At 59.2% G+C, this 23,172-nt stretch carries 30 protein-coding genes and 1 tRNA gene; 7 read left to right on the top strand and 24 right to left on the bottom strand.

The window, feature by feature from the left end; all coding sequences use genetic code 11:
- Positions 1 to 39: 39 nt before the first annotated feature.
- The 14 genes from topA to AFE_RS17055 form a co-directional block, all read right to left on the bottom strand.
- A complete protein-coding gene (gene topA / locus AFE_RS04745) occupies positions 40 to 2,157 on the bottom strand; it encodes a type I DNA topoisomerase (protein ID WP_012606724.1) in 2,118 nt (705 codons plus the stop codon).
- The gene (locus AFE_RS04740; RefSeq protein WP_012606723.1) at positions 2,154 to 2,429 is read right to left on the bottom strand and encodes a hypothetical protein; all 276 of its coding nucleotides are present in this window, start codon (positions 2,427 to 2,429) and stop codon (positions 2,154 to 2,156) included. Before AFE_RS04740 ends, topA begins: the two co-directional genes overlap by 4 nt.
- Before the next feature lie 371 nt (positions 2,430 to 2,800).
- Positions 2,801 to 3,097 (bottom strand): hypothetical protein, encoded by a 297-nt coding sequence (locus AFE_RS04730; protein WP_012606721.1) that lies wholly within the window; start codon positions 3,095 to 3,097, stop codon positions 2,801 to 2,803.
- 43 nt (positions 3,098 to 3,140) lie between these two features.
- Positions 3,141 to 3,494 carry a hypothetical protein gene (locus AFE_RS04725; RefSeq protein ID WP_041645365.1) on the bottom strand — a complete coding sequence of 118 codons (354 nt, stop codon included), beginning with the start codon at positions 3,492 to 3,494 and terminating at the stop codon, positions 3,141 to 3,143.
- A complete protein-coding gene (locus tag AFE_RS15235; protein WP_012606718.1) occupies positions 3,481 to 4,110 on the bottom strand; it encodes a transglycosylase SLT domain-containing protein in 630 nt (209 codons plus the stop codon). The genes AFE_RS04725 and AFE_RS15235 overlap by 14 nt, the downstream gene beginning before the upstream one ends.
- Complete coding sequence (locus AFE_RS04715) at positions 4,107 to 4,610, bottom strand: hypothetical protein (RefSeq protein ID WP_012606717.1); 504 nt, start codon at positions 4,608 to 4,610, stop codon at positions 4,107 to 4,109. Before AFE_RS04715 ends, AFE_RS15235 begins: the two co-directional genes overlap by 4 nt.
- Positions 4,611 to 4,636: 26 nt before the next feature.
- Positions 4,637 to 5,287, bottom strand: a complete 651-nt coding sequence (locus tag AFE_RS04710) for a hypothetical protein (protein ID WP_148208596.1) — start codon at positions 5,285 to 5,287, stop codon at positions 4,637 to 4,639.
- 215 nt (positions 5,288 to 5,502) lie between these two features.
- A complete protein-coding gene (locus AFE_RS04705; RefSeq protein ID WP_012606715.1) occupies positions 5,503 to 5,718 on the bottom strand; it encodes a hypothetical protein in 216 nt (71 codons plus the stop codon).
- Positions 5,715 to 5,915, bottom strand: coding sequence for a hypothetical protein (locus tag AFE_RS04700; protein ID WP_012606714.1), 201 nt, complete (start codon positions 5,913 to 5,915; stop codon positions 5,715 to 5,717). Before AFE_RS04700 ends, AFE_RS04705 begins: the two co-directional genes overlap by 4 nt.
- On the bottom strand, positions 5,905 to 6,639 hold the full coding sequence (locus AFE_RS04695; RefSeq protein ID WP_049759407.1) for a DUF6475 domain-containing protein: 735 nt from the start codon (positions 6,637 to 6,639) through the stop codon (positions 5,905 to 5,907). The genes AFE_RS04700 and AFE_RS04695 overlap by 11 nt, the downstream gene beginning before the upstream one ends.
- The gene (locus AFE_RS15980) at positions 6,636 to 7,820 is read right to left on the bottom strand and encodes a hypothetical protein (RefSeq protein WP_012606712.1); all 1,185 of its coding nucleotides are present in this window, start codon (positions 7,818 to 7,820) and stop codon (positions 6,636 to 6,638) included. The genes AFE_RS04695 and AFE_RS15980 overlap by 4 nt, the downstream gene beginning before the upstream one ends.
- A gap of 208 nt (positions 7,821 to 8,028) precedes the next feature.
- On the bottom strand, positions 8,029 to 8,664 hold the full coding sequence (locus AFE_RS15975; protein WP_012606711.1) for a BRO-N domain-containing protein: 636 nt from the start codon (positions 8,662 to 8,664) through the stop codon (positions 8,029 to 8,031).
- A 302-nt stretch (positions 8,665 to 8,966) separates the two neighbouring features.
- On the bottom strand, positions 8,967 to 9,278 hold the full coding sequence (locus AFE_RS15970) for a hypothetical protein (RefSeq protein ID WP_041645360.1): 312 nt from the start codon (positions 9,276 to 9,278) through the stop codon (positions 8,967 to 8,969).
- Positions 9,275 to 9,484: a Cro/CI family transcriptional regulator gene (locus AFE_RS17055; RefSeq protein ID WP_012606710.1), complete on the bottom strand. Its 210-nt coding sequence runs from the start codon at positions 9,482 to 9,484 to the stop codon at positions 9,275 to 9,277. Before AFE_RS17055 ends, AFE_RS15970 begins: the two co-directional genes overlap by 4 nt.
- Here AFE_RS17055 and AFE_RS15225 point away from each other — a divergent pair.
- From AFE_RS15225 to AFE_RS04665, 4 genes are all read left to right on the top strand, one after another.
- Positions 9,465 to 10,298 carry an XRE family transcriptional regulator gene (locus AFE_RS15225; RefSeq protein ID WP_158303815.1) on the top strand — a complete coding sequence of 278 codons (834 nt, stop codon included), beginning with the start codon at positions 9,465 to 9,467 and terminating at the stop codon, positions 10,296 to 10,298. The genes AFE_RS17055 and AFE_RS15225 overlap by 20 nt on opposite strands.
- A 362-nt stretch (positions 10,299 to 10,660) precedes the next feature.
- Positions 10,661 to 11,083: a hypothetical protein gene (locus AFE_RS04670; protein WP_012606708.1), complete on the top strand. Its 423-nt coding sequence runs from the start codon at positions 10,661 to 10,663 to the stop codon at positions 11,081 to 11,083.
- Positions 11,002 to 11,463, top strand: coding sequence for a helix-turn-helix domain-containing protein (locus tag AFE_RS17050; protein ID WP_407918983.1), 462 nt, complete (start codon positions 11,002 to 11,004; stop codon positions 11,461 to 11,463). Before AFE_RS04670 ends, AFE_RS17050 begins: the two co-directional genes overlap by 82 nt.
- Complete coding sequence (locus tag AFE_RS04665) at positions 11,373 to 12,362, top strand: tyrosine-type recombinase/integrase (RefSeq protein ID WP_374058766.1); 990 nt, start codon at positions 11,373 to 11,375, stop codon at positions 12,360 to 12,362. Before AFE_RS17050 ends, AFE_RS04665 begins: the two co-directional genes overlap by 91 nt.
- 6 nt (positions 12,363 to 12,368) lie before the next feature.
- On the opposite strand, the gene AFE_RS04660 is transcribed toward AFE_RS04665, so the two are convergent.
- The 8 genes from AFE_RS04660 to AFE_RS04625 form a co-directional block, all read right to left on the bottom strand.
- Positions 12,369 to 12,444, bottom strand: a tRNA-Ala gene (locus AFE_RS04660).
- A gap of 88 nt (positions 12,445 to 12,532) precedes the next feature.
- Positions 12,533 to 13,291: an MBL fold metallo-hydrolase gene (locus tag AFE_RS04655; protein ID WP_012536489.1), complete on the bottom strand. Its 759-nt coding sequence runs from the start codon at positions 13,289 to 13,291 to the stop codon at positions 12,533 to 12,535.
- Positions 13,288 to 14,061, bottom strand: a complete 774-nt coding sequence (locus AFE_RS04650) for a TatD family hydrolase (protein ID WP_009561865.1) — start codon at positions 14,059 to 14,061, stop codon at positions 13,288 to 13,290. Before AFE_RS04650 ends, AFE_RS04655 begins: the two co-directional genes overlap by 4 nt.
- A 24-nt stretch (positions 14,062 to 14,085) precedes the next feature.
- Positions 14,086 to 14,853 (bottom strand): 23S rRNA (guanosine(2251)-2'-O)-methyltransferase RlmB, encoded by a 768-nt coding sequence (gene rlmB, locus AFE_RS04645; RefSeq protein ID WP_012536488.1) that lies wholly within the window; start codon positions 14,851 to 14,853, stop codon positions 14,086 to 14,088.
- Positions 14,846 to 15,313, bottom strand: coding sequence for a hypothetical protein (locus AFE_RS04640; protein WP_012536487.1), 468 nt, complete (start codon positions 15,311 to 15,313; stop codon positions 14,846 to 14,848). The genes rlmB and AFE_RS04640 overlap by 8 nt, the downstream gene beginning before the upstream one ends.
- Positions 15,314 to 15,366: 53 nt before the next feature.
- On the bottom strand, positions 15,367 to 15,789 hold the full coding sequence (locus AFE_RS04635) for a hypothetical protein (RefSeq protein WP_012536486.1): 423 nt from the start codon (positions 15,787 to 15,789) through the stop codon (positions 15,367 to 15,369).
- Between the two features lie 105 nt (positions 15,790 to 15,894).
- A complete protein-coding gene (locus AFE_RS04630) occupies positions 15,895 to 16,935 on the bottom strand; it encodes an AI-2E family transporter (RefSeq protein WP_012536485.1) in 1,041 nt (346 codons plus the stop codon).
- A 99-nt stretch (positions 16,936 to 17,034) separates the two neighbouring features.
- Positions 17,035 to 17,895: a PHP domain-containing protein gene (locus AFE_RS04625; protein ID WP_009564598.1), complete on the bottom strand. Its 861-nt coding sequence runs from the start codon at positions 17,893 to 17,895 to the stop codon at positions 17,035 to 17,037.
- 103 nt (positions 17,896 to 17,998) lie between these two features.
- On the opposite strand from AFE_RS04625, the gene AFE_RS04620 reads away from it, so the two are divergent.
- The gene (locus tag AFE_RS04620) at positions 17,999 to 18,724 is read left to right on the top strand and encodes a hypothetical protein (protein ID WP_012536484.1); all 726 of its coding nucleotides are present in this window, start codon (positions 17,999 to 18,001) and stop codon (positions 18,722 to 18,724) included.
- 98 nt (positions 18,725 to 18,822) lie between these two features.
- Here the strand turns inward: AFE_RS04620 and AFE_RS04615 are convergent, their stop codons facing one another.
- Entirely contained in the window at positions 18,823 to 19,425 is a 603-nt protein-coding gene (locus AFE_RS04615) for a peroxiredoxin (protein ID WP_012536483.1), read from the bottom strand.
- Between the two features lie 286 nt (positions 19,426 to 19,711).
- Here AFE_RS04615 and fdxA point away from each other — a divergent pair, with 286 nt between their 5' ends.
- On the top strand, positions 19,712 to 20,035 hold the full coding sequence (gene fdxA / locus AFE_RS04610; protein WP_012536482.1) for a ferredoxin FdxA: 324 nt from the start codon (positions 19,712 to 19,714) through the stop codon (positions 20,033 to 20,035).
- Positions 20,032 to 21,720, top strand: coding sequence for an ABC transporter ATP-binding protein (locus AFE_RS04605; protein WP_012536481.1), 1,689 nt, complete (start codon positions 20,032 to 20,034; stop codon positions 21,718 to 21,720). The genes fdxA and AFE_RS04605 overlap by 4 nt, the downstream gene beginning before the upstream one ends.
- A 4-nt stretch (positions 21,721 to 21,724) precedes the next feature.
- On the opposite strand, the gene gcvPB is transcribed toward AFE_RS04605, so the two are convergent.
- Positions 21,725 to 23,167, bottom strand: coding sequence for an aminomethyl-transferring glycine dehydrogenase subunit GcvPB (gcvPB, locus tag AFE_RS04600; protein WP_049756738.1), 1,443 nt, complete (start codon positions 23,165 to 23,167; stop codon positions 21,725 to 21,727).
- Positions 23,168 to 23,172 lie beyond the last annotated feature (5 nt).

The raw sequence follows: 23,172 nt of genomic DNA, 5'->3' as shown, positions 1-23,172 counted from the left end.
GCCTTGCCTTTTCGTCGTGTTCCATATCATCTCGCATAGCTAATCCATAATACTCGAACGGGCCTTGGTTCGAGTGCCTTTGGTCGGTCTTTTGGTGGACGATGCCTTTGATCCGGTATTTTTCCTGGCCGGGCCGGAAGCGGCGCCTTGTGCCGGTGCCCGGTCTTCCCATTTTTTGCCCAGGGACCCTTTGTCATCCCACCAGGAACCGTGCCCTTTCCCACAACGGAAATATCCATATCCCTTCCCGGTCTCCTGCCGGCTGGTGGCCGCGCCACACTCGGGACATGCCGGCCCATCTCCCGCTTCCACCCGCTCGGCAAAGGGTGCCCCTGGTTCGCCATCGTTATCCTGGAGTAAGGGGTGCGCATCCCGATTGCTGCACATCCAGAAAAACACGCCGGGCTTTCGCTTGCTCTCCAGTCGGCGCACCGTGCCGTCGCAGCCCTCTATCGGGCAAGGACGACCCTGCGCCCGCGCCTGCGTCGGCATGGCATCCAGAATCCGTTGAATATCCGCGAACGACTTGGCCAGCAAATCCCGGGGCCGCATCTGGCCTTCGGTGATCCGATCCAGATCCGCCTCGACCTCCCGGGTGTAATCCACATTGGAAAAATCAAAAACGGATAAGGCTTCGACGATCTTTTCTCCCAGCTCGGTGGCGTACAGCGCCGGAGACTTGCCTTTTCTGCGGATATACTCCCTGGCGAAAAGGTTCTTCAGAATGCTCGCGTAGGTGGACGGCCGCCCGACACCGTGATCTTCCAGCGCCTTGATGAGCGTGGATTCCGTATAGCGCGGCGGCGCCTTGGTCGTCTTGGACAGACATTCCCCGCGCGCAGCCCGGACGGCATCGCCCACGGCAAGCCTGGGTACCGGATTCGCCGCCGGATTCTCCGTGCCCTCCTCGTCTTCCGCCGTTTCCCGATAGAGCGCCATCCAACCGGGATCCTTCAGCACCGAGCCAACGGCCCGGAACACGGCGGGCCTTCCCTGGAACATGCCGCCGTCCAGCGTGCAGGAAGTCTGCTGATAGACAGCGTCTGGCATCTGGGACGCCAACGCTCGCTTGCGGATCAGGTCATACAGGGCCTGCTCCAGATCGTTCTCCCCAGCCTGCCGCACCATCGGCCGGGTCGGACGAATGGCTTCATGGGCCTCCTGCGCCCCGCCCTTGGACCTCCAGCGGCGCGGGGTCTCCACCAGGGGCAGGTTTTCCTTTTTCAGCGCGGCGCGCAGCAAGCCTTCCCCCTCTTCCGAGAGGTTCGGGCTATCGGTCCGGTGATAGGTGATGTGACCGTGCTCAAACAGGGATTGCGCCGCTTTCATGATGGCGTCCACCGGGGCTTTCAGCGCCCTGGCACCGTCCATTTGCATGGAACTGGTGGTGAACGGCGGCGCCGGCGGCTTGCGAACCGGCTTGGTTTCCGCTTTGGTGACTTTCAGCGCCATGGACGGCAGGGCATCGGCCAGCGCTTTCGCGTGCGCCTTGTCCTGGAAATATTCCCCTTCCTGGGTTCCATCCACCCAGACGGCCCGCCAGTCCGGGGCCGCGTCTTTCCCTGCGACATGGGCAAGAACCTGAAACCAAGGCGTTGGTTTGAATTGGCGAATCGCCTGTTCACGGGCGACCACCAGGCTCAGCGCCGGCGTCTGTACCCGCCCGGCGGAGGCCCTGGATCCTATGGCGTTCGACAATGGACCGGACACCTCCCAGCCGACGATGCGATCCAACGCACGGCGCGCTTCCTGGGCCGCCACCAGAGGCATGTTGACCGTGCGGGGCGCGGCAATCGCCTTGCGGATGGCGGGCTCGGTGACCTCCTGATAGGTCACACGCTTTGCCGCTCCGGGTTTAATGCCCAACACCTGACAGACATGCCAGGCGATGGCCTCGCCTTCGCGATCCGGGTCGGTGGCGATATACACGGATTCCGCGTCGCGAGCGGCAGCCCGTAATGCGGGAACGGTTTTGCTGGCGCGCTCGGTGATTTCGTAGTTCAGCTTGAAATCCGGCGGGCGGACATAGGCCGCGTCTCCCTTGATGGGCAAATCCCGAATATGCCCCACCGTGGCCTTGACCGACCACCCGGAACCCAACATCGCCTGAATGTGATGGGCCTTGGTCGGAGATTCGACGATCAGCAGCTTGGTCACAGATCAAACGCCTTGGCGATAGCCGCAATCGCATCTTCTCTGGTGTCGTACTCAGGCCCATGAAACGCCTGGAACTTCCCATTTTGAAGCCGGATCTCCGACCAAAGCCCTTCCGAATCACGATAGATGACAGGACCATCCAACGCCATTCCACAGCACCCCAGATCGTCCAGCACATTCTCGATATCGTTGGTGACAGATTTGGGGCCATCGCAATCCTCAATACAAATGACCCCATCTATGACAGAAAACGTATAAATCGAACTGCTCATTGTGCGAATCCTCCTGTCTATGCGAGCACCTTGGATCAGGCGCGTGTCGTTCAGCTAGTTGGGCCACGAAAAAGGAAAATCCCGAAACGCGCCTGATCCAAAATTACCGCTAAATATTTTTCAGATGTTTTTTCGCCGCATAATGAATCCTCATGCTCAAACTTCGATCGTAGACATGCTGCGGCCTGAATTGCGCCATAAGATCCGCGCTACGCGCATCCATCCAGGATTGACCAAGCCGTGCTACAACCGCCCGTTCTACGGCCATGGCTGGCACCCCATACCGGGTGCGGGCCTTTTTGAAAATCGTAGCTTTGCTCCACGAGGTGTTCTGAAGCGTCCAGATCGCCCACCCCACCGCCGGCTCCAGATTATCGTGAGCCATCGACGCCCCCGCCCAATCCGGAGGATGGCCCCGAAAAAGAAGCGCGACCAGCGCCGGAGAAAGAGCGCCGCACGACGGCGCCAAGCGTCCACCAAAGGCCGTTCAGTCCGGAAAACAAAAGGCTTGCCACCACCAGGCCAGCACCCAGACAGATCAGCAGAGACGCCAGGGGGTGCGCCAAGGTGAGGGTACCAGGCCAAAATTGGTTCAGCAGTTGCGGCCGACGGTCCAGACTGGCCGCGAAAATCAACCCGACACCGGTGATCAGTACACGCTGCGACATAAATGACCCCCTGAAAGGTTAGGACTGATGAATATAAAATATACTATCTTTCTGGATCGTTGCAAACGGTTTTTGCCGAGTCTCCAGGCTTTTTGTCGGCGAGCACGTTTGTGCTCGGCCAATGCGGACTTTCCGGCCATCCATTCTGCTCCGCGTCGTCCACGAAATCCTTTCGCAACGCCGCGAACGCCTTCTCAGACCGGCCCGCCGCGAGCCACCCGGGCAAAAGCACGGCGGCAACCATCTCGTGCGCCCAAGAGTCCAACTTGCCGTTTTCCCGCCAGTCCTGCGGCGACGTCAGCCGTGGATAGCGATTGCGATACAGGGCGAAGACCTGGGCATATTCTTCGCGCGCTTCCGTGTTTTTAGTTTCCGGAAAGAGATCAGGCGTAAGCATAAGCCAGGACCTCATTGGCATAGATCACCGCCTGTTCCGGTCGGCCACCCTGCGCGATCCAGGTTGGACCGGCGTTGTAAGCCATCAGCGCCAGCCGCACATTACCGCCGAACTCCCGCAGCAGCAGCGCCAGAAATCGGGCACCACCCTCAATGTTCTGGCGGGGGTTCCAGGGATTGACCCGCAAGGTGTCCCAAGCTGTCGCTGGCTCCAGTTGCATGACGCCGATGGCGCCGGCGGAAGAAACCCGCGTGGCCGCCCCGTGGAAGTCGCCGCCGTTCTCCACCCGCACCACCGCTGCCACCAGCCGCGCTGGCACATGCGCCCGCCTGGCGGCTCGTAACACCATGCCGGCATAAGGCCCGGCCAACCGGCGCACTTGGTTTTTACGCTGACGCAGATGACGGGCCAAATGGGTGAAAGCGTTTTTATCGCGTGCGTAGATCGGATTCACGCAGCTTCGCAATGGATCGGCAACCTGAGTGGCCGCAACAGAGCGAACCGGATGGGGCAATCCGGAGCCATGGGCGCCAGCCAACACGGTGAATCCCAATCCGATGATGGGTAACGTCGCAAGGACATTCCTTCGAACCACGGCGGGCAAGCGACTGATCATAAAAGATCCCGATTCGGCAGGTTCGGATGCTGCGAGATGCCATACTCGTCAAAGAGCATTCTGTCGATAGCCAACTGTTCCTCCCTATCCATGGCCTCCTGCACCCCGTCTTCCAAACATTCCGACTCACCAGCCAGCGTTGCCTTGAGTATGGCGACCACGCCGCGCGCGATAGTGTTGCTGACGTGCCGGGCCAATAGGTAAATCGGCATGGTTTCCAGATCGATTTTTGCGAATTCCGAAATCGTTGTGTTTTCGCAAGGATTATAACGACCATCCGGATAAATAATGAGCTCGTAACCAAACGCAGCCTTGATCGCGACCTTGGACATTTTCGAGACAATGAAGCCCTCGAATCTGTTTTTCTTCCACTTTAACTTGAAATTTAGCGTTTCGCGGAATTCGTCAAAATCGAAGCGGATGGCGGAAACCGGGATTCCAAATCGTTTACTCAGAATATTTCTTACCATCGACGTATTTATTCTCTGGTCAACCAGCATGTTACACCCCCAAAAAACCACGCGAATTACAGGAAAATCTCCGCAGAAAAAACATACCCGTACAGCAGCAAGAACATCCATGCCATTCCGATAAGGATTTGGGCCAAAGCGCCCGCGACCAAACCGCCGCCAACAGCCAAATACAGCATGCCGATCACAATGGAAACCGGTAGCGCGGAAACAAAAACACGCAGCGCGTTCGGATTTTCCACGACCGCGCGAAACGCCGTCGCAAAGGCCCGCCATGTTCTCGTGCCATCGTGCATGGAGAGATAAAAAGCGGGAATCATTCCCGGGGTTCCCAGCAAGATCACGTCCAAAAGACTCGTCCCGATTCCGCCCCGCATCCAGCCATGAGCCAGAATCTGCCGAATCGAAACGCTGGCGATGCCTGGCGATGAAAACAGGGCGGCCGCCCCCATCAAAAACACCTGCACCACCACCACGAACGCGAAGATTTCCAACGTGAATCTGGCCAATTCCGGCAAAGCCTCTCCCATCAACCGCAGACCGCGAACGAGCACTGACCGCCGCTCGCCCGGATCGACCTTTCCGTCCGCCGCGCGTAACATGGACAGCACGAATCCTGCGGCGAACAGGTCCACCGGGACGACCAGCACCGGCGGCTGCGGCAATGCGACGTTCAGCGCGAGGAAGCCGGCCAGCGTGCCCGCCAAAGGCCACCGCGCGCCTTTCAGCAGGCGTTTCGCCTGGTTTGGCCAGCGATTTCCCCAGCCTGGATCCAGCACCGCTGGCCGCTCGGTATCAAAAACCGCCATAAATACCCCACGGCGCGTTTTCGAGACCGAAGTGGTACATAGGTAGCACCCGCCTTGAGATCGTCGATCCTGGGCGAAATTTGGGGCCTTGCCGAGGCTTTTTGATCGACACTTCAGACCCCCAATCCTTCAGGTCCGCGAATCTGATAGGCGATGAACGCGCTCCCAACTCCGGCGTCCCGCAGCGTGAACAAGGCAAAATCCAGGTCGTCCAGCGCCTTGTTGGCCCGTGGCAAGGTGGAAAACCGGCCGCGCAGGGTTTCGTTCCCGTCGGCGGTGATCCCGTAGATGCGATACATCGGCTTGCGGCTTGTGCTCGTTTTGCTCATTTTGCGAACTCCTGTGCGGTTTGTTGCTGTTTTGGGGTGGCTTGTCGTTGTCCGCCGCTTGGCGGTTTCAGCCGATACCAGTTTTCGAAACGGTCTCCAGGCAAGGCGCAGGCCTCGTCCCAAAGCCGTTCCATTTCGTCGCTCGAAAACGCCCCATCCGGCGCCCATCGGTCGAGAAACATGGCGTCACCCCGCATGGACCGGCTCCGGGTTTGCACTCACCCGGGGCAACGGAGGTCGCGCATCATCGGCAGGGGGTTGCACCCCGGCAGAGGGCTTGGGTAGGCCAACGATCCCCAATCGCGCCGTTGCCCCATCCAGCGCGCGGCGGATATCTCCGTCTTGCGCCGAATCGGACCCGCGCTGCTCGACCAGCCGGCACCGGTCCGGATCGCCAAAATCCACGGGGGGCTCCAGCGCGAATCCCTGGGATCCGTTTTCGCCGTTCACCCGGCCACGCAACAACGCCGGGAAGTCGAACGGCGCCGACCGGGACCGGTAACTGGCGTAGCGTGCCTTGAAATCGTTGGCGACGAAGGGCCATTCGTCTTCGGTTTTCTCGCCAAAAGCGATCCAGCCGCCCATGTCCTGCACGACCCGCATGGTGATCGGGTCGTCGAAGCGAATATCCCGATACGTGCCGATGTGCCGCAGGGCTTGGTCGAAACGGCTCCACGCCAGCGCCGCCGTGTCTTTGCTGCCGCCGTCCAGCATTCGCGCGATGTCCGCAGGCTTCGGCATGAACTGGCCGTTGTCCGGGTTGAGCAAATGGCGCTGAATGGCGTCATCCACCGCCGCCAGGTCGTAGCGGCGCAAAGCCCGGAAGTAAATTTCGATCATCGAAGCCGAAATCGAGAGCCGGTAGATTTCCCCCAGGCCGGTCATGATTTGCGAAAACCCCTCAAGGTCCTGGTCGATCACAGGTCACCCCCATTGCGAGCCCTGCGCATCCGGATCCATTCCTGAGCGGCCAAGGCGGTATCCCTGCCGTGTTTCGACAGGTGCTCCAGCCCCTGCAGGCTCGGCAAACTGTGCAGGGTCTGGGCGATGTCGTCCGACAGGGACACCGCCGAAGCTGAAGCTGAAGCTGGAGCTTTGCGGACGGGTTCGATCTCGTCGGTCCAGCGTTCTCCCCGGAGGTAGGTCGCCGGATTGGGGGTAAATCCCTCCAGCCAGGGACGGTGCTCGACCTGGCGGCGCTTCACGTCGGCGATGATCACATCCGCCAGGCGGTCCAGTTTTTTGGCTTTCCAGGCCTTGAGGGCTTCCGCTCTGGCCGCCTTTTTCGGATACACGGCGTAGAATTCGCCGAAACGAGCGGCTGAAACCACGCGATCCGCGCCGCCGTCAGGCGGGGCGTCACCGTCCTCGCGCGCGGGCGGGTGCGCGTGGGCTTGCGCACGCATATCGCATCCGTCTCCGCCTTCGTCTTCGACTCCGAATACGCATACGCCTAAGTGAGCAGTTGCCGACAATTGTTTGCAATTGTTATCAGATGCGTTGCAAGTGATAACACCATGATTTTCCAGCATATCAGACAGTTCTAATTTAGAGTCGTTCTTAGCCGGAATGTTAGCGCCATCTAATTTAGAGTCGCTCTTAACTGGCTCGGCGTGCTGATCACAATGTGAGGCACCCGTTTCCACATGCTTGCAACTGTCATCAGGCGAGTTTTGATGCTGCCCGACCTCGACAACATCTGCTTCCATCTGCGCACAATTGGAATCAACTGTTTTCTGTTGTTCGCAATTGCTAACAGATGTTAGCGGAACGTCCCCGTCTGGCTCCGGGAACTTACTTTTGGAACGAATCTGTTGCCCGAACTTCTCGATCTGCAAGTAACGCTTCCCGTCCGATGCCGGGTACACACTTACAAGGGCCGCTGTCACACACTCGGTGAGCCACTTCCCAATGTCCGCGTCGGAAACTTTATCGATCTGCAGCGGGTAACAAGCCGCACGAACCAACCTTGGATTGGCATGAAATCTGCCATAATCATCTACAACAGACATAAGCCGCCGGTAAAGAACCTCCGAAGGCCAAGAAAGCGAACATACTGGTTCGCTGGTTAAAATGCCGTCCCTGATCAAACGAATCGGCATAAATCTACCCCCTCAACCCTTCGTATGTAGGGTGCCAGGAATGATTGCGTGAAGGGGGACGCAATCCGGATGCCTCCGTTTCCTGGCATAGAAGTGGACGGTTCAGGGCATGGAACTGGCGAGGCCTGCACCCCACCTGGGGCGGCTTCCCTTCGCGACCCCATACCCATTCGTAAACGGAACAGGCAGGAACAACGGAATCCAGGGCTCATGGCTCGACTTCCTTATCGACGGGGGTGGCGCAGACGGGGACATTTCTGCCTTGTTCCGCCATCCTGGCCAGACGGTCGAGTCCGATGTGCATCAGGTCCGGCAATATCTCGCTGGGTATGAATTCGCGCATGAGCGTGGACATGCTGATTTTGTTCTTGGCTGACAGCACGGCCGCATCCTGTGGAAGTGGCGTGATCTGGGAGCGGCCATCCGCATAGACCGTGAGCAGATACCTGGTTTTCTGTAATGCATCGGGGATCTGCGCGGCCGCGACTGAAGAAGTGCCATTACGACGAATGGCGGGCAAGACTTCAGCAGTGACCCATCGCCTGAAAGGGCGAGCCTCTGGTTTGCGAGATTTGAGCAGGGCGTGATAGAGGCCCGATTCGGAGAGAACAACAACCTGCTGGTTGCCGCCAAGGGTCTGCATAGTGTGCAGACCCTTTTCGTCCTCATCGAGAACCCGGGTCATCTGCACGGCATCAGCATAGTTCAGCGCCTTGGCAACATCGCCAGCAAACCACACCTGACCGTCACGATCTACGGTGCGGACTTCGGTGGAGTGGAATTGAAAGACAGCGGACTTTGCAGCCTGCACAGGCGCGGACGCGCCGGGGGTATGGGTGTCCATGGTCAAACTCCTGGTTTGCGGTCTATTTCCCGCCAACCCCCTCTCACAAGGGTGGACGGAACCGAACGGGTTGAGAGACCGGCAACCAGGCACCGGCGAGCCTTTCGGCTCCCCGTCCGGCCCGCCCATAGGAGCAACGCCGGACCACGGACATAAAAAATGCCGACTCCCGTAAGGGAATGGCGGCTGTCCGCCTGATTGTTTCGGGCTCTCAAACCCGATCACTGGAACCCCAGTGACGGAATCAGCGTAGCCCCAGGCGGACGGGGGTGTCAAGGAGCTGATATCGCGCAGGGCCTGCATCATTCCAGATCCTCGCAAATGATGGTCCACATCTCGTCGCTGCTCAGCACCAGGACGGTGATCGCCCGCATGAAATCCAGCGCGTGGCGGTTGACGCAAACAGCGTCTTCGTGGACGATCTTGTGTTTGGAGGAGTAAACCAGCGCAATGCCGTTCTCCAGGCATTGGTTCTTCGCTCGGGATACGGTCGCCTCGGATACGCCAAGGGCCTTGGCCAACGCAGTTTGGCATCCAGGAACTTGCATTTTCTGTAAGATTTTCTGCGCGGCCTTGCGTGCCTTTTCGTCCTGCAACCTGGAGAGTAGGCTCACGAGGTGTCACCGTCTGAGACGTGTGGAAGAAAGATATCTGGGCGAAGCTCTTGCCGGGTAATTGACCCGTGGGTGGCGCGCTCTATAAGGATAGCCTTATCGACTGGGATAGCCTTCCACTGCGAGACCGCACCTTTTGTGATGCCGATCAGTCTCGCCACGGCGGTAGGACCGCCCAAGGATTTGATGATGAGTTTCGTATCCATATCGACAGAGTACAGCCGTGCTAAACACTATGTCAAGCGCCGCCCGGCTGACAGCACGTATAGATCAGCTAAACTTTTAGGTATGGAACTACATGAAAGAATCAAGTTTGCCATCAAGCAATCCGGGTTTACACAGAATGCCTTGGCCGAAAAGCTGGGGATTTCTCGTGGATCTATATCACAATGGGTTTCTGGAAATATTGCCACCAGAACCGTTCCCTCGAGGGAAAACCTTTTCCGCCTAGCCGAATTGTCTGGTGTACCCATTGAGTGGCTATGGAGTGGACGCGAATCCGCAGCGCACAAACCACAGAAGCCGGAAGGTAGTCTGAGTGTTTCAGAATATCAAGACGAAGAAGGTTTAGGTGATGGTGAGGTAGAAATCCCCGCCTTGAATTTACAGGTTGGTGCGGGCAGCAGAATTGTATGCGAAACAATACAAGAGGAGCGTAAATTTCGATACGCCAGATCTTGGCTTCAAAAATACGGCCTTGACAGTAAGTATCTGTTTAGAGTCAGGGTTTATGGTGACTCAATGGAGCCGTACATCAAAAACGGAGCGTGGATCACTGTTGACAAAAGCCGAACCAACATACAAAACGGAAAAATATACGTTCTAAGGTCAGGCGAAGAAATACAAGTAAAGGCTCTATTTAAGCGCCCGGATAGCGGTATTATTATTCGTTCCAACAATCCAGCTTATCCAGATGTGCAAGTGTCCGCAACGGATATGGAGCACATCGCCATTATTGGTGAGGTTATTGAGTTTAGTGTGACATTGATATCGCCAATCAAAAACGGTTCGACGATTTAACGTTTCTCTAATAAAGTGTGCCATCGTTTATAATCCGAAACACCCAACATCCTGTTGCATAACGCTTTAGTTGCTACGGGGGTGGAACGGAAAGCATCATACTCTGCCCCGCTCCACGCCGAACTGTCGCGCCAACGGACTTCACGAAGCACAGACACAGGCTGCACATGGCGACACTCACACAGCGCCCACGACGTTGATTACTCCATGGTGAATCCAGCCTTTTATCCCTATCAAAATCTTCGGCCTTGCCGCAAGAAAATCCTTCTCACCAGCCCATGAAACGATGTAATGCCCTGCTTGACCATAATGTTTAGTGGCGCTATACTTTAACCATCGTCACCACCGATGGGTACTGTCCAATGTCACGCACCGCCTTCGACAACCGCGATTACCGCTATACTGCCAGCCATCGTTACCGGCCGTTGCTGCACCGGAACGGCTATGACTACGAAGCAACCGGGGTCCATGAGCGCGACACGCTGGTACAGTTCAATCTCCAACCCGGTGACCGCGTGCTATATGATTTTGGAGCGCGTGAGGTGATACCGCTCACCGTTCAGTCGGTTACTCCACACCATATTCTTGCTGTCGATAGTCAGGAACGCACGTACTCTTTCGGTGGCGTGGATGCGCCCTGCCCGGGCAAATGGGATGCGGATCCGGTGACCGTCACCACCAGGCTGACCAAGGTAAAGGTCCAATGCGGCGATGCCGGCACAAATTGTTCCGGCGGATGCTTGTACCCTGGCGCCGCAATGCCATGTTTTGCACGGATGTCGTAGAGATCGGAAAGGAGAACGCCATGGCCAGAACCCTGGACCTGGATGATGCCGCAAAATTCCTCAACCTCAGCAAGGAAGAGGTGCGCCGAAGGGCGAAGAAGGGGACTATCCCTGCAGCTAAACCTGGCAGGTGCTGGGCGTTTCTGGAGGATGACCTTGTCGCCTACTTCCGATCCCTATATCCTCAGAATCGGCAAGCGGCGCCTTCACGCGGAAACACGGAGGCAAAATGCTCTACAAACGTGGTAAAACTTGGTGGATTAGCTTCACTACACCCAACGGGCAGCGCATTAGACGCTCGGCTGGAACAACGGAAAAGGCACAGGCAGAAGAACTCCACGATAGCCTCAAGGCCCAGGCCTGGCGGCAGGTCCAATTAGGGGACAGACCAGCATATACGTGGGATGATGCCGGAGTACGGTGGCTGGATGAAAAGGCTCACAAGGCGAGCTTGGTGACGGATGAAATTTTTCTGGCGTGGCTACAGGATCACTTTCGAGGTGTACCCCTTCGTGACCTCAATCGGGATCGCATAATGACCGTTCTCCAAATCAAAAAGACACAGACATCAGCGTCCACCGCAAATCATTATATGGCGCTGATCCGTTCCATGCTTCGCGCCGCCGTGGAGTGGGGATGGCTGGATTATCCACCACTTTTGCGTCCTTACCCAACGCCAACACAAAGAGTGCGATGGTTAACCCCAGAGCAGGCGGTTCTGCTTCTTAACGAGTTACCACCACATTTACGGGATATGGCGGCGTTTTCCCTGGCGACAGGTCTCCGCAGATCAAATGTCACCGGACTGGAATGGTCTCAGTTGGATCTCGGGCGAAAAATCGCCTGGATACACGCCGATCAAGCCAAGGCTAGAAAGCCAATCACGGTACCTCTGGATGATGTTGCGATATCCATTCTTCGGGCGCAAATCGGAAATCATCCCATTTATGTTTTTACTTATTGTGGGAAACGGGTCACACAAGTGAATACGAAGGCATGGAAAAAAGCCCTGGAACGGGCAGGGATCGAAAACTTCCGGTGGCATGATCTTCGCCATACCTGGGCGAGTTGGCATATCCAGGCTGGAACTCCGCTCAACACCTTGCAGGATCTCGGAGGGTGGCACTCATCGGAGATGGTGCGCAAGTACGCTCACCTATCACCGGAACACCTCGCCCAGTATGCGCAGAACGCGGGTCAAAACCTGCAGCCGGCGTATGGTACAAAATTGTCACAACCACACTTGGTCGAGGAAGCCAAACGCACTGTAACCAGTTGATTTGTTTGGTGGAGCCAGGCGGGATCGAACCGCCGACCTCTTGAATGCCATTCAAGCGCTCTCCCAGCTGAGCTATGGCCCCGATGCGGCGTAATATATGGATTCATGCGGATGATGTCAAACCTTTTCTGGGTACCTCTTTGCACGCGCCGGTCCTGCAGATGCCGATGCTAAAGGTCCAGGACCATACCATCACTGGCGGGAATGACGCCCTCCGGCAACTCCGCCGCCAATGTCGCGTAATCCACGTCATGGGTCATGTGAGTAAGAATGGTCCGTTCCGCGCCAATCCGGCGCGCCCAGTACCGGGCCTCTTCGACATGCAGATGGGTGGGGTGATATTCATAACGCAGACAATCCAGGACCAACACTTTCAAACCCCGCAGCAGCTCTAGGCTGGCGTCTGGAATCGTTTTCAGATCCGTCAGATACGCCACATCATTGAAACGGTACCCGAGTATGGGTAGATCACCGTGCAGCACGGGTATGGGCGTCACCCGAACCCCGCCAAAGGTCTGCGGCGATACGATCCGGTGCATGGACAGGGAAGGTTTCGCCCAGGCCGGATCCGGCGGCAGAAAACAATAGCGGAAACGGCTCTCCAGCTCCGCTGCCGTGCGCTCATCCGCATAGCAGGGGATCACGACCTCCTGTGCAAAATTGAAGGCGCGCAGATCGTCAACCCCATTGATATGATCGGCGTGAAAATGGGTATAGAGCACGGCCGTCAGCGACTGCACGCCGGCACGCAGCATCTGCTGACGCAGGTCAGGACCGGTATCCACCAGCAGATCAACGCCTTCATCCCGCACCAGGATACTGGCCCGCAGGCGGTGATTGCGCGGGTCGTCGCTACAACAAACCGGGCAGTGGCAGGCAATCACCGGGGTTCCGGCACTGGATCCCGTACCGAGGAAAACCACCTTCATGACGCTACCGCGTGTCTGAACAGGGCGTGGAAATTGGCGGTGGTCTGCGTGGCGACCGCCTCCGGCGCCTCGCCCCGCAACGCTGCGAGAAAGGCCGCGACATGGGCCACGAAAGCCGGCTCGTTGCGCCTGCCGCGCTGCGGCTCGGGAGCCAGATAAGGCGCATCCGTCTCCACCAGCAGGCGATCCGCCGGCAGCATCTTCGCCACCGCCTGCAATTCGACGGACTTCCTGAACGTCACGATGCCGGAAAAGGAGATATAAAAACCCATATCCAGGGCCGTCCGCGCAAAATCTCGGTTTTCGGTAAAGCAATGGATGACGCCGCCGGCGGCCGCCGCATCTTCACTGCGCAGCATGGCAAGGGTGTCTGCGGCCGCCGCACGGGTGTGCACGATCAACGGCTTTCCTGTGGCCTTGGCCGCCGCTATATGCTGGGCAAACCGTTCCCGTTGCCAGGACAAGTCCCCTTCGCTGCGGTAATAGTCCAGGCCGGTCTCCCCGACGGCAACCACCTTATCGGCGGCCAGCGCGACCAGCAGACGCTCCCATTCCGGCGTTGCCCCAGCCGGTTCGTTGGGGTGTACTCCCACTGCCGCCCATACGCCGGCGTGCCCGGCGGCAAGGGCCTGCACCCGCGGCCAGTGCGCCTCGACGACGGCGGCGATCAGCATTTCCCCCACGCCCGCCGCCCGGGCACGGGCCAGGATCTCAGATCGGTCTGCGTCAAAATCTTCGAAATCCAGATGACAGTGCGAATCTACCAGCATATCAGGAATGGCCTTGCCGCGGGTTCAAGCGGATTTTTCCTGCGCGACAGGCCGCGCGGGGGACAGATTCCGCCGCTGCCGGGCCGCCTCGAAGAGGCAGATCCCGGTAGCTACGGACACGTTCAGGCTTTCGATGGCTCCCATCATGGGAATATGCGCCAAGTAATCGCAATGCTCCCGGGTAAGGCGGCGCAAGCCCTTCTCCTCACCCCCCATCACCATCACTAGCGGCATGTCGAGGTCCAGCGCATAAAGGCTCCGGGAACCCTCCCCCGCCATCCCGACCAGCCAGAATCCCGCCTCCTGCAGCGAGGACAGAGTGCGCGACAGATTGGTCACGGTACAGACCGGAACGCGTGACGCCGATCCGGCGGACGCCTTGCGCACGGTAGCATTGACCGGGCAGGCGTTATCCCGGGGCAGAATCACCGCGTCGACCCCCGCCGCCTCCGCACTGCGCAGGCATGCCCCAAGATTATGGGGATCCAGCACACCATCCAGCACCAACAAAAAACCACAGCCGTTCAGTTGCGCGAGGATCGCCTCGAAATCTTGTCCGGGAAAGGCGCGCAGCAAGCCGCCCACGCCCTGGTGCCGGTCGGTGTTCAGTTTCCGGCCGAGCGCCACACTCCGCCATTCCTGCACCGGCAGACGCTGTTCTGCAGCCTTCTGCACTAAAGGCGCAATGCGCTCATCAGCCCGCCGCTCGACGGCAACCCAGAGTTCCAGCAATTCCTCTGCATCCAGTGCCGCGCTGACCGCATGGATACCATAAAGGGATTCTTTAGTCACACGCAGCTCCAGGCAACATCGCGAGCCCCTCCAGAGGACGCCGGGAGGGAGGTATATAAGGCAGTCCGACGCGAGCAAATGCAGTCACCTCATCGGGTGCCGGTGCCTCATCCCAGCCGGGCAAGCGGCGACAGGCAGCGACAAACCCGGCCGGTCCGGTATGGGCGATCTGCGCAAACCCCAGAAACTCGGTCGGGGCCTGATAAAATTTCACCCTGATGCCTTCATGACTCCATGCCTCCCGTTGCCCGGAGGCAGCCCTCGCGAACAGAGGACAGGCAGCCAACGCGACGTCCCACTCGTCCAATGCCAACCTCCCCTCGCGCAGAAACTCCAGGCGCGGCACCGGCCATTCATCCCGGCGCAAAGAGCCGGTACGCTGCAACCGCCACCCCTGGCCTGCAGCCCAGGCAAGAACCCGCGACTCCAGATCCAGATAGACCGGCAACGGTAGCATCATGGGCAGGACACAATCTGCAGAAAACCGTCAAAACGAGCGATCCACATTTCGACCTAGAAGCTGTCGAAAATATCATCAACGATATTGTCCGCCACCGCGAAGCCGGCACCCAGCCCCAAACCGGTCATGACATTACCCAGGAAACCGCTCCCCATACCCGGCTGCCCCTGCATGGGTGCATTCCAGGGACGCTGCTGTCCCATATTGGGGTTCATTCCACCCTGCCCCATCCCCTGCATCTGCATTTCCAGTTGCTGAATATGCTGCGCCATCTGCTGCAGCATCATCCCTACATTCTGCTGCTGTTGCTGCAAATTCATGGCCAGACCGCGCAATTCCATACTGATCTCGCGCCCGGTCATGTTATCGGGCGCCATGGCGCTCACCCGTCCGGCCACCTGCTGCAGGGCCTGCAGGTTATTCTGGGTCTGTTGCTGCAACTGATTGTATTGTTGATCCAACATTGAGTAATCCATGATCTGCTCCTGATGTGATTGCAATGATATCCATTGCAAAGATAATACCCATTGGTTGGATAGACGGGAAGCCTGTACAGTTCCCTAATCACCCAGATCGGCCAGCTACTCCTGAAGGCGAACGCGCCGCTCCCATGCGCGCCACACGCCACGCGCCAGCAGCACCAGAATGGGTCCGATAATCAGGCCGATCAGACCAAACGCCTCGGCGCCGCCAAGGATGCTGAAGAACACCAGAAAGAAAGGGGCTTGCGTCTGCGAACCGGTGAGCAGCGGGCGGACCACCAGGTCCGCCGCGGTAATCACGATCAGCCCCCAGATCAGGACGAGCAGACCGGCAAACCAATGCCCCGTAAAAGCGAGCCACAGGGTGGCAGCGCCGACTACCGCCGTCGCCCCGAAAGGGATAGGCGATATCAGCGCCGTGGCAACCAGCCAGAGGGGCCACATACCCAGTCCGGCAACAGCGTAGGCAATGCCGATAAACATGCCCTCTACCACACCTACACCGATGAGGCCGATCAACACCGAGCGCGCCGCATCCCGACTGGCGGCCAATAAACGATCGCCGCGATCACTGCCCCATATTTGTCCGGCCCCAAGGCGCAACGCCTCCGTCAGACGTTCGCCATGGAGGGCCAGCGCAAACACCGTCAGCGCGGCAAAAAACGTGTGCAGGGTGAATATCCAGAGTTGGCTCAGAGAATCGGTGATGATGCCGGAATGTGTGCTTACCAGCGCGGAGAGGTAGGCACCGTTCAGCCCGCGCAGGTGGCTGAGCAACCAGTGTCCCACATAGGGAATTTTCATCACCTCCGGCGGCACGACGACAAGGGGACCACCCGACTGCCAGCGGGAAATCAGCAGTGCCAACTGGGGCAGGACCGAATCTACAATGATGACCGCGGGAATGATGATGATCGCCACCCACACCAGGGCATGGACAAGGGAGCCCAGCCAGCGCGGCATATGGAAGGCACGCTCCAGACGCAATTGCCAGGGCCAGCCCACCGTCGTCAGCACCGCCCCCATCAGCAGGGGACCTGCGAAGGGGCTGAGGGTGTATGCGGCGCCAGCGTAGACCAGCAGCAACACGAACGTGCCCAAGTTGGCGTAGCTGGTTGACTTTTGACTGTTTTGCACCATCTTCCCCTGATGTGAATCCGCAATGGAGAGCAAAGCTACCACAGCGCCCCGCCGTTGAAAATGCGCGGAAGCGCCACAAAACCCTGAAGGATTGGCCGGTTAGTAAAGGTGAATACCGGCGCGCTCCCAGACTGGCTCCACACCGTCGGGCAAGGGTAGCAGATGGCCGATGGCCGCGTGACCGGCGTCCGGACCATGAAAGTCGGAACCCACAGAACCGGCCATGCCCAACTGCTGTGCCAGGCGCCCCAGATGCTCGCGATCACCGGCTGCCTGACTGCCGGTACAGACCTCGAGACCGACGCCACCCGCGTCCCGAAATGCGCTGAGCAGAGCGCGCAATCTGGTTCCACTGAGCTTATAGCGACCGGGGTGGGCGAGAACGGCATATCCGCCCGCTGTATGGATCCAGCCGACCACCTCGGTCATGGGAATCCAGTTGCTGGGTACATAGGCCTTGCAACCACGCCCCAAATATTTGCCAAAGGCCTCGTTCGCGTCTGCACAGCACCCCTCGCGCACCAGCCAGCGCCCGAAGTGGCTGCGCCCCACCATCCGGCTGCCCGCCATCGCCCGCGCTCCGGCTTCTGCGCCGGGAATACCGGCATTTGCCAGCAAGCGGTCGATCTCCATGGCGCGCCAGTCGCGGAACGCCATGATCCGGCTCAGTCCTTCCTGTAAGACGCTGTTTTTCGGATCAACGAAAAGGCCCACGATATGGATGCCCTGGGTTTCCCATTCGCTGGAGATTTCCACGCCGGGGATGAGCCGGATATCCAGTGTCTCAGCCTGTACCGCGGCCTCATCCAACCCCGCCGTGTTGTCATGGTCCGTCAGTGCCATGACACGCACTCCCGCCCCATGCACCCGCTGCACCAAGTCAGCAGGCGTCATGGTGCCATCGGAGGCCATGGAGTGCATATGCAAATCGACCGGAGAAACAGGATATTGCTGCGCCATGAGGAAGTTCCTGGATAAAATGGGAGCCGCCCTTTGCAAAACCCGGCGACATTCCGTGCTAGCATACCATGCTCAACTTCATCGGGGCATATCGGAGGCAGCAGTGGCTCTCATCCTGGACATAGCGGGCGCACAACAGCGCTTTGAACAATACGCCAAACCCGTTCTCGGTGCCTTTGCGGCGAGCGGCATTGCCACCGGAGAACAGATCACCCCGCCACTAATCGTGGACGCCCTGCGCCAGCTTTTCAAGGTGCTGACAACGGATGTGGCCTCCTGGGATCCCACCCTGCCCGACGACGAAGCGGAGCGCATCGGTGACCTCGCCATCGGTTTGCTGATGGACCTCGCCACCTGGGCCGATCGTCTGGGTGAACGTCCGGCGAAAACCGCCCTGGAAATGATCACGGTCAGTATCGCCGCGTGGGTATGCAACCAACATGGCCTCATCCACACCTTGGAACCGGTGGTCAACGGTCTGGCCATTCTGGCCAACGGTCACGCCGAGCCCGCCGAACTGCGGCCCCTCGCCCGCTTGACGGGCGAGGTGAAAGAAGCCGCTGCAGCAGACTACGCTGCCGATCTGGATGGCGCAGACCCGCACCGCCCCTGGCGCATCCTGCTGCTGAACTGGGGGATTACCGCGACGCGCGCCCATGATCCTGTGGAAATGCGCAAGGCTTTTGCAGCAATCATTCACTACTTGCCAGCCGATGCCCCCCGCTTCTTTCAGGAGGGAACACAGCAGATGGCGCAGGGGGATTTCCCCGACGCGGTAAGGGCGGTGATGACGGAAGCGGCGGAAGGGGCTGGACACGGCCTGCACTGAAGCCCGGAAAAAAGCCCGGACGACTGGCGTCCGGGCCCTTTTCACTTCGGCACATCCCCGCGTCCGTCCAGACAGGGGATCTCAGCAGTGACCGGCAGTCAGAGCTCTTTGCCGTGATGCGCCAGGAAGTCGGCGACACCTTCGCTGGTCGGCTTCATGCCTGCTTTACCCTTCTGCCACTGGGCAGGACAAACTTCGCCGTGTTCTTCCGAGAATTGCAGTGCGTCCACCATCCGGATCATTTCGTCGATGTTGCGGCCCAGGGGCAGGTCATTGACCACCTCGTGACGCACGATGCCTTCACGGTCGATCAAAAAGGAACCGCGCAGGGCAACCTCATCGTTGAGCAGGACATCGTAATTGCGGGCGATGCTCTTGGAGAGGTCGGCGACCATGGGCAACTGGATATGGCCGATACCGCCCTTCTCTTCCGGCGTGTTCTTCCAGGCCAGATGGGTGAAATGGGAGTCCACGCTGCAAGCGATGACCTCGGTATTGCGGGACTTGAACTCGTTCAGGCGATGATTGAACGCCAGAATTTCCGAGGGGCAGACAAAGGTAAAATCGAGGGGATAAAAGAACAGAACCGCATACTTTCCCTTAATATGCTGAGAAAACTGAAACTTTTCGTTGATGCTGTTATCTGGCATGACTGCGGGGGCTACAAAATCGGGGGCAGCTTTTCCTACTAATACGGCCATTGGGTTTCTCCTCTGTTGAAACGACGGGACAAAGTCTGAATTTTCACTATAGCAGAAGTTTTTCGCACCCTGCCAAACGCCCTTAGCCTGCGACGCCATGTAATATTAGTCTAATTTTATCTATTTTCCAACCCACCTCCGGGGCTGCCATTCCTGCTGGGCTGCCTTTCCCGAATCCGCCCCCAACTAGTGCGCAGCACTGCCGCCTTAGGCTAGAATAGACCCGCGACCCGCCGGCACATCCGGCTATAATCCATCAGACTCAACCGTGAGGAGCTCCGCCCCCATGACTTATGTGGTGACTGAATCTTGTATCAAGTGCAAATATACTGACTGTGTAGACGTCTGCCCGGTGGACTGCTTCCGCGAAGGGCCGAATTTCCTGGTCATCGACCCCGATGAGTGCATCGATTGCACCCTCTGCGAACCGGAATGTCCTGCGGGCGCCATTTTCCGCGATGACGACATGCCGGATGGTCAGAAAGAATTTGAAGAAATCAACGCCCGTCTTGCCAAGATCTGGCCGGCCATCATCCAGAAGAAAGCCGCACCGGAAGATGCCGATGCCTGGCTGCACGTCAAGGATAAGCGGGGACTGCTCGAAGAGTGAGTGACGCTGGCGCCCGCGCCGCGCTCCGTTCTCCCAGCTTTTACCGCCTGCTCAGTCTGGTTCGCGCGTACCGGGGACGCATCGCCGTCGCCATGCTGTTCATGGTGATTTCGGGCGCGGCCACCGGCGGAGTGGCCTACATGATCAAGCCGGTCCTCGACCGGATATTCATCGACCGCAACGCCGACATGCTTATCTGGCTGCCCCTGGGTGTCATCGCGATCTACGCGGTCAAAGGGAGCGCCGACTACCTGCAGGCCATCACCCTCGCCCGGGTGGAAGAAGACATTTTGCGCCGCCTGCGCGAACGTCTGTTCGCCCACACCCTGCGTCTGCCCCTCGGCGTCCTGATCGATAACAGTCACGGCAGCACCCTGTCCCGGATGAGCCTGGACCTGACCTTGTTGCAGCAGGGGCTGTCGGTGCTGGCGCGCTTCTTTCTATCCACCTTCCAGATCATCGCGCTGATGGCGGTGGTATTTTACATGAGCTGGAAGCTGGCGCTCATCAGCTTGGTCACCCTGCCCATCGCGTTTTATCCCCTGATTCGTTTCGGGCAGAAATTGCGCCAGCGCGGCGAGCGCCAGCAGGAGCAGATGGGCCAGATCATGGATCAGTTCTCCCAGAGCCTGCGCGGCGCCGAGGTCATCAAAAGTCAGGGCAGTGAAGCCTTCGAGGCACAACGGTTCGGTGTTCAGGCGCGGCGCTATTTCGACCTGATGATGCAGATCGCCCGTATCCAGAAGGCGACCGTCCCTATCATGGAAATGATCGCCGCGCTGGGCATCGGGGTCATCATCTATCTGGGCGGCAGTCAGGTGGTGAATGGCGACATGACGACCGGGGCCTTTTTCAGCTTCCTGACAGCGCTCGGGATGGTCTACGAGCCGCTGCGCCAGCTTTCCTCGGCCAACAATCAACTGCAGCAGGGACTCTCGGCCGCAGACCGCCTTTTCGCCTGGCTGGATCAGCCCGCAGAATCCGGTACCCGTTCCGCCATCCCGCGCCCCTGGGGCACCTGGCAGTGCCACGACCTCCAACTGCAGATGAGTGGTGAAGCGATTTTGCGCGGACTCCAGTTCACCATACCACCGTTGAGCACGACCGCCATCGTCGGTTCCAGCGGCGGTGGAAAAACCAGTCTGGCGCGGGTGATGCTTGGCCTTCTGCCGCCCAGTGGGGGAGACATCACCGTGGCGGGGCAATCCATTCGCGAACTTCCTTCCGACGATTACCGCAGCTATTTCGCCTTTGTCGCCCAGGAGCCTGTACTTTTCACCGGCAGCGCTCTTAGCAATATCGCCTACGCCGACGCGCAACCGGACCGCCAACGCGCCGAGGCTGCCGCGCGGCAGGCCCACACCTGGGATTTTCTGGCCACGACCGGCGGGCTGGACACGCTGATCAAGGGTAATGGCGGCAATCTTTCCGGGGGACAGCGCCAGCGGCTCGCCATCGCCCGCGCGCTCTATCTGGATCGCCCCGTACTGGTCCTCGACGAGGCCACCAGCAACCTCGACAGCGAAAGTGAAGAACACATCGCGGAGACCCTCAGCGCTCTCCACGGCCGCAAAACCATCATCATCATCGCACACCGTCCGCGCACCACCCGCCTCGCCGATCAGATCATCCGCCTCGAACGCGGCCGGATCGTGGCGGATGACCAGGGGCACGGGGCCGCATAGCGGTTCAGACGGTCGTCACAAAGCCTCCCGCGACATCCAGACGCCGCGCCGCCAAGGCTTCATCCAGACGCCCCACCGGGAGATGGTGAGGTGCTTCCCGCAAGAGCTCCGGCTGCTCCAAGGCCTCTCGGCGAATCTGCGCCATCACCGTCACGAAACGATCCAGGGTCGCCTTGCTTTCGGTCTCCGTAGGTTCGATCAGCAGGCACTCCGGCACCAGTTGGGGAAAGTAAACGGTCGGCGCGTGAATCCCGAAATCCAGCAGGCGCTTGGCCACATCCAGCGCCCGTATACCGGTCGCCTTCTGCAGATCGCTGACGCTCAGGATGAACTCGTGACTGGCCCGCCGCTCCGGGAAGGCCGCCTGATAGCCCACTCCCTGCAGCTCCCTGAGCAGATAATTGGCATTGAGCGCGGCATAAGCCGATACCCGGCCCACCCCCGCCCGCCCCAGGCGCCGCAGGTAAGCATGGGCGCGCAGCAGTACGCCGATATTTCCGCCATGGGCGCTGAGCCGACCAATGCTCCGGGGCAAATCCCCTTCGTCCAGCCAGCGCAGCGCGCCTGCCGCTTCCCGTGCGACCACTGGCAGGGGCAGAAAAGGACGCAGGCGTTCCTGTACCGCTACCGCACCCGCACCCGGCCCGCCGCCGCCATGAGGCGTGGCAAAAGTCTTGTGCAGGTTCAGATGCATCGCGTCAAAACCCATCTGCCCCGGCTGCACCCGACCGAGAATGGCATTGAGATTGGCGCCATCATAGTAGAGCAGCCCCCCTGCCTCGTGAACACGTGCCGCAATTTCCGTAATCCGACGCTCAAACACCCCGAGGGTGGAGGGATTGGTCAACATGATCCCTGCGATATCTGGCCCCAGATGCTGATCCAAAAAGGCCATATCCAGGTCACCGTCGGCCAGATTAGGGATTTCCACCACGTCAAAACCCGCCATCTGGGCGCTGGCCGGATTGGTACCGTGCGCTGCCGTGGGAATCAGCATCTTCCGTCGCCCGTGGTCGCCGTGCGCCGCATGATAGGCGCGGATCATGGCGACACCGGCCAGTTCGCCCTGGGCGCCCGCCGCCGGGGTCAGGCTCACCGCGGCCATGCCCGTCGTCGCCGCCAGCCATTCCTGCAACTCCCAGAGCACCTGCAACAGTCCCTGCATACCCTGCGCCGGCGTATCCGGATGCAGGCGTGCGAAGCCCGGCAGCGCGGCCATGGTATGGGCAATCCGCGGATTATATTTCATGGTGCAGGAACCCAGCGGATAAAACTGGGTATCGATGGAAAAATTCTTCTGGGACAGCCGGGTATAGTGGCGCAGCACCTCCAGTTCAGACGGATTGGGCAGATTCAGGGGTGTCTTCCGCAGCAGCGCCGCCGGAATATCGGAGGGCAACGCTACCGCCGGGACATGATGATCGTGATCGAAAATGGAATCGCTCATAAAGC

The organism is Acidithiobacillus ferrooxidans ATCC 23270 (assembly GCF_000021485.1).
In the GTDB taxonomy this organism is placed as follows: Bacteria; Pseudomonadota; Gammaproteobacteria; order Acidithiobacillales; family Acidithiobacillaceae; genus Acidithiobacillus; species Acidithiobacillus ferrooxidans.
This window is presented reverse-complemented; position numbering and strand designations above follow the sequence as displayed.

Bases quoted from the DNA above. Each gene is read 5' to 3' on its own strand.
- AFE_RS04740 (WP_012606723.1), bottom strand. From the start codon at position 2,429: ATGAGCAGTTCGATTTATACGTTTTCTGTCATAGATGGGGTCATTTGT.
- AFE_RS04730 (WP_012606721.1), bottom strand. From the start codon at position 3,097: ATGTCGCAGCGTGTACTGATCACCGGTGTCGGGTTGATTTTCGCGGCC.
- AFE_RS04725 (WP_041645365.1), bottom strand. From the start codon at position 3,494: ATGCTTACGCCTGATCTCTTTCCGGAAACTAAAAACACGGAAGCGCGC.
- AFE_RS15235 (WP_012606718.1), bottom strand. From the start codon at position 4,110: ATGATCAGTCGCTTGCCCGCCGTGGTTCGAAGGAATGTCCTTGCGACG.
- AFE_RS04715 (WP_012606717.1), bottom strand. From the start codon at position 4,610: ATGCTGGTTGACCAGAGAATAAATACGTCGATGGTAAGAAATATTCTG.
- AFE_RS04705 (WP_012606715.1), bottom strand. From the start codon at position 5,718: ATGAGCAAAACGAGCACAAGCCGCAAGCCGATGTATCGCATCTACGGG.
- AFE_RS04700 (WP_012606714.1), bottom strand. From the start codon at position 5,915: ATGCGGGGTGACGCCATGTTTCTCGACCGATGGGCGCCGGATGGGGCG.
- AFE_RS15980 (WP_012606712.1), bottom strand. From the start codon at position 7,820: ATGCCGATTCGTTTGATCAGGGACGGCATTTTAACCAGCGAACCAGTA.
- AFE_RS15975 (WP_012606711.1), bottom strand. From the start codon at position 8,664: ATGGACACCCATACCCCCGGCGCGTCCGCGCCTGTGCAGGCTGCAAAG.
- AFE_RS15225 (WP_158303815.1), top strand. From the start codon at position 9,465: ATGATGAGTTTCGTATCCATATCGACAGAGTACAGCCGTGCTAAACAC.
- AFE_RS17055 (WP_012606710.1), bottom strand. From the start codon at position 9,484: ATGGATACGAAACTCATCATCAAATCCTTGGGCGGTCCTACCGCCGTG.
- AFE_RS04670 (WP_012606708.1), top strand. From the start codon at position 10,661: ATGTCACGCACCGCCTTCGACAACCGCGATTACCGCTATACTGCCAGC.
- AFE_RS17050 (WP_407918983.1), top strand. From the start codon at position 11,002: ATGCGGCGATGCCGGCACAAATTGTTCCGGCGGATGCTTGTACCCTGG.
- AFE_RS04655 (WP_012536489.1), bottom strand. From the start codon at position 13,291: ATGAAGGTGGTTTTCCTCGGTACGGGATCCAGTGCCGGAACCCCGGTG.
- AFE_RS04650 (WP_009561865.1), bottom strand. From the start codon at position 14,061: ATGCTGGTAGATTCGCACTGTCATCTGGATTTCGAAGATTTTGACGCA.
- AFE_RS04640 (WP_012536487.1), bottom strand. From the start codon at position 15,313: ATGATGCTACCGTTGCCGGTCTATCTGGATCTGGAGTCGCGGGTTCTT.
- AFE_RS04635 (WP_012536486.1), bottom strand. From the start codon at position 15,789: ATGGATTACTCAATGTTGGATCAACAATACAATCAGTTGCAGCAACAG.
- AFE_RS04630 (WP_012536485.1), bottom strand. From the start codon at position 16,935: ATGGTGCAAAACAGTCAAAAGTCAACCAGCTACGCCAACTTGGGCACG.
- AFE_RS04625 (WP_009564598.1), bottom strand. From the start codon at position 17,895: ATGGCGCAGCAATATCCTGTTTCTCCGGTCGATTTGCATATGCACTCC.
- AFE_RS04615 (WP_012536483.1), bottom strand. From the start codon at position 19,425: ATGGCCGTATTAGTAGGAAAAGCTGCCCCCGATTTTGTAGCCCCCGCA.
- fdxA (WP_012536482.1), top strand. From the start codon at position 19,712: ATGACTTATGTGGTGACTGAATCTTGTATCAAGTGCAAATATACTGAC.
- gcvPB (WP_049756738.1), bottom strand. From the start codon at position 23,167: ATGAGCGATTCCATTTTCGATCACGATCATCATGTCCCGGCGGTAGCG.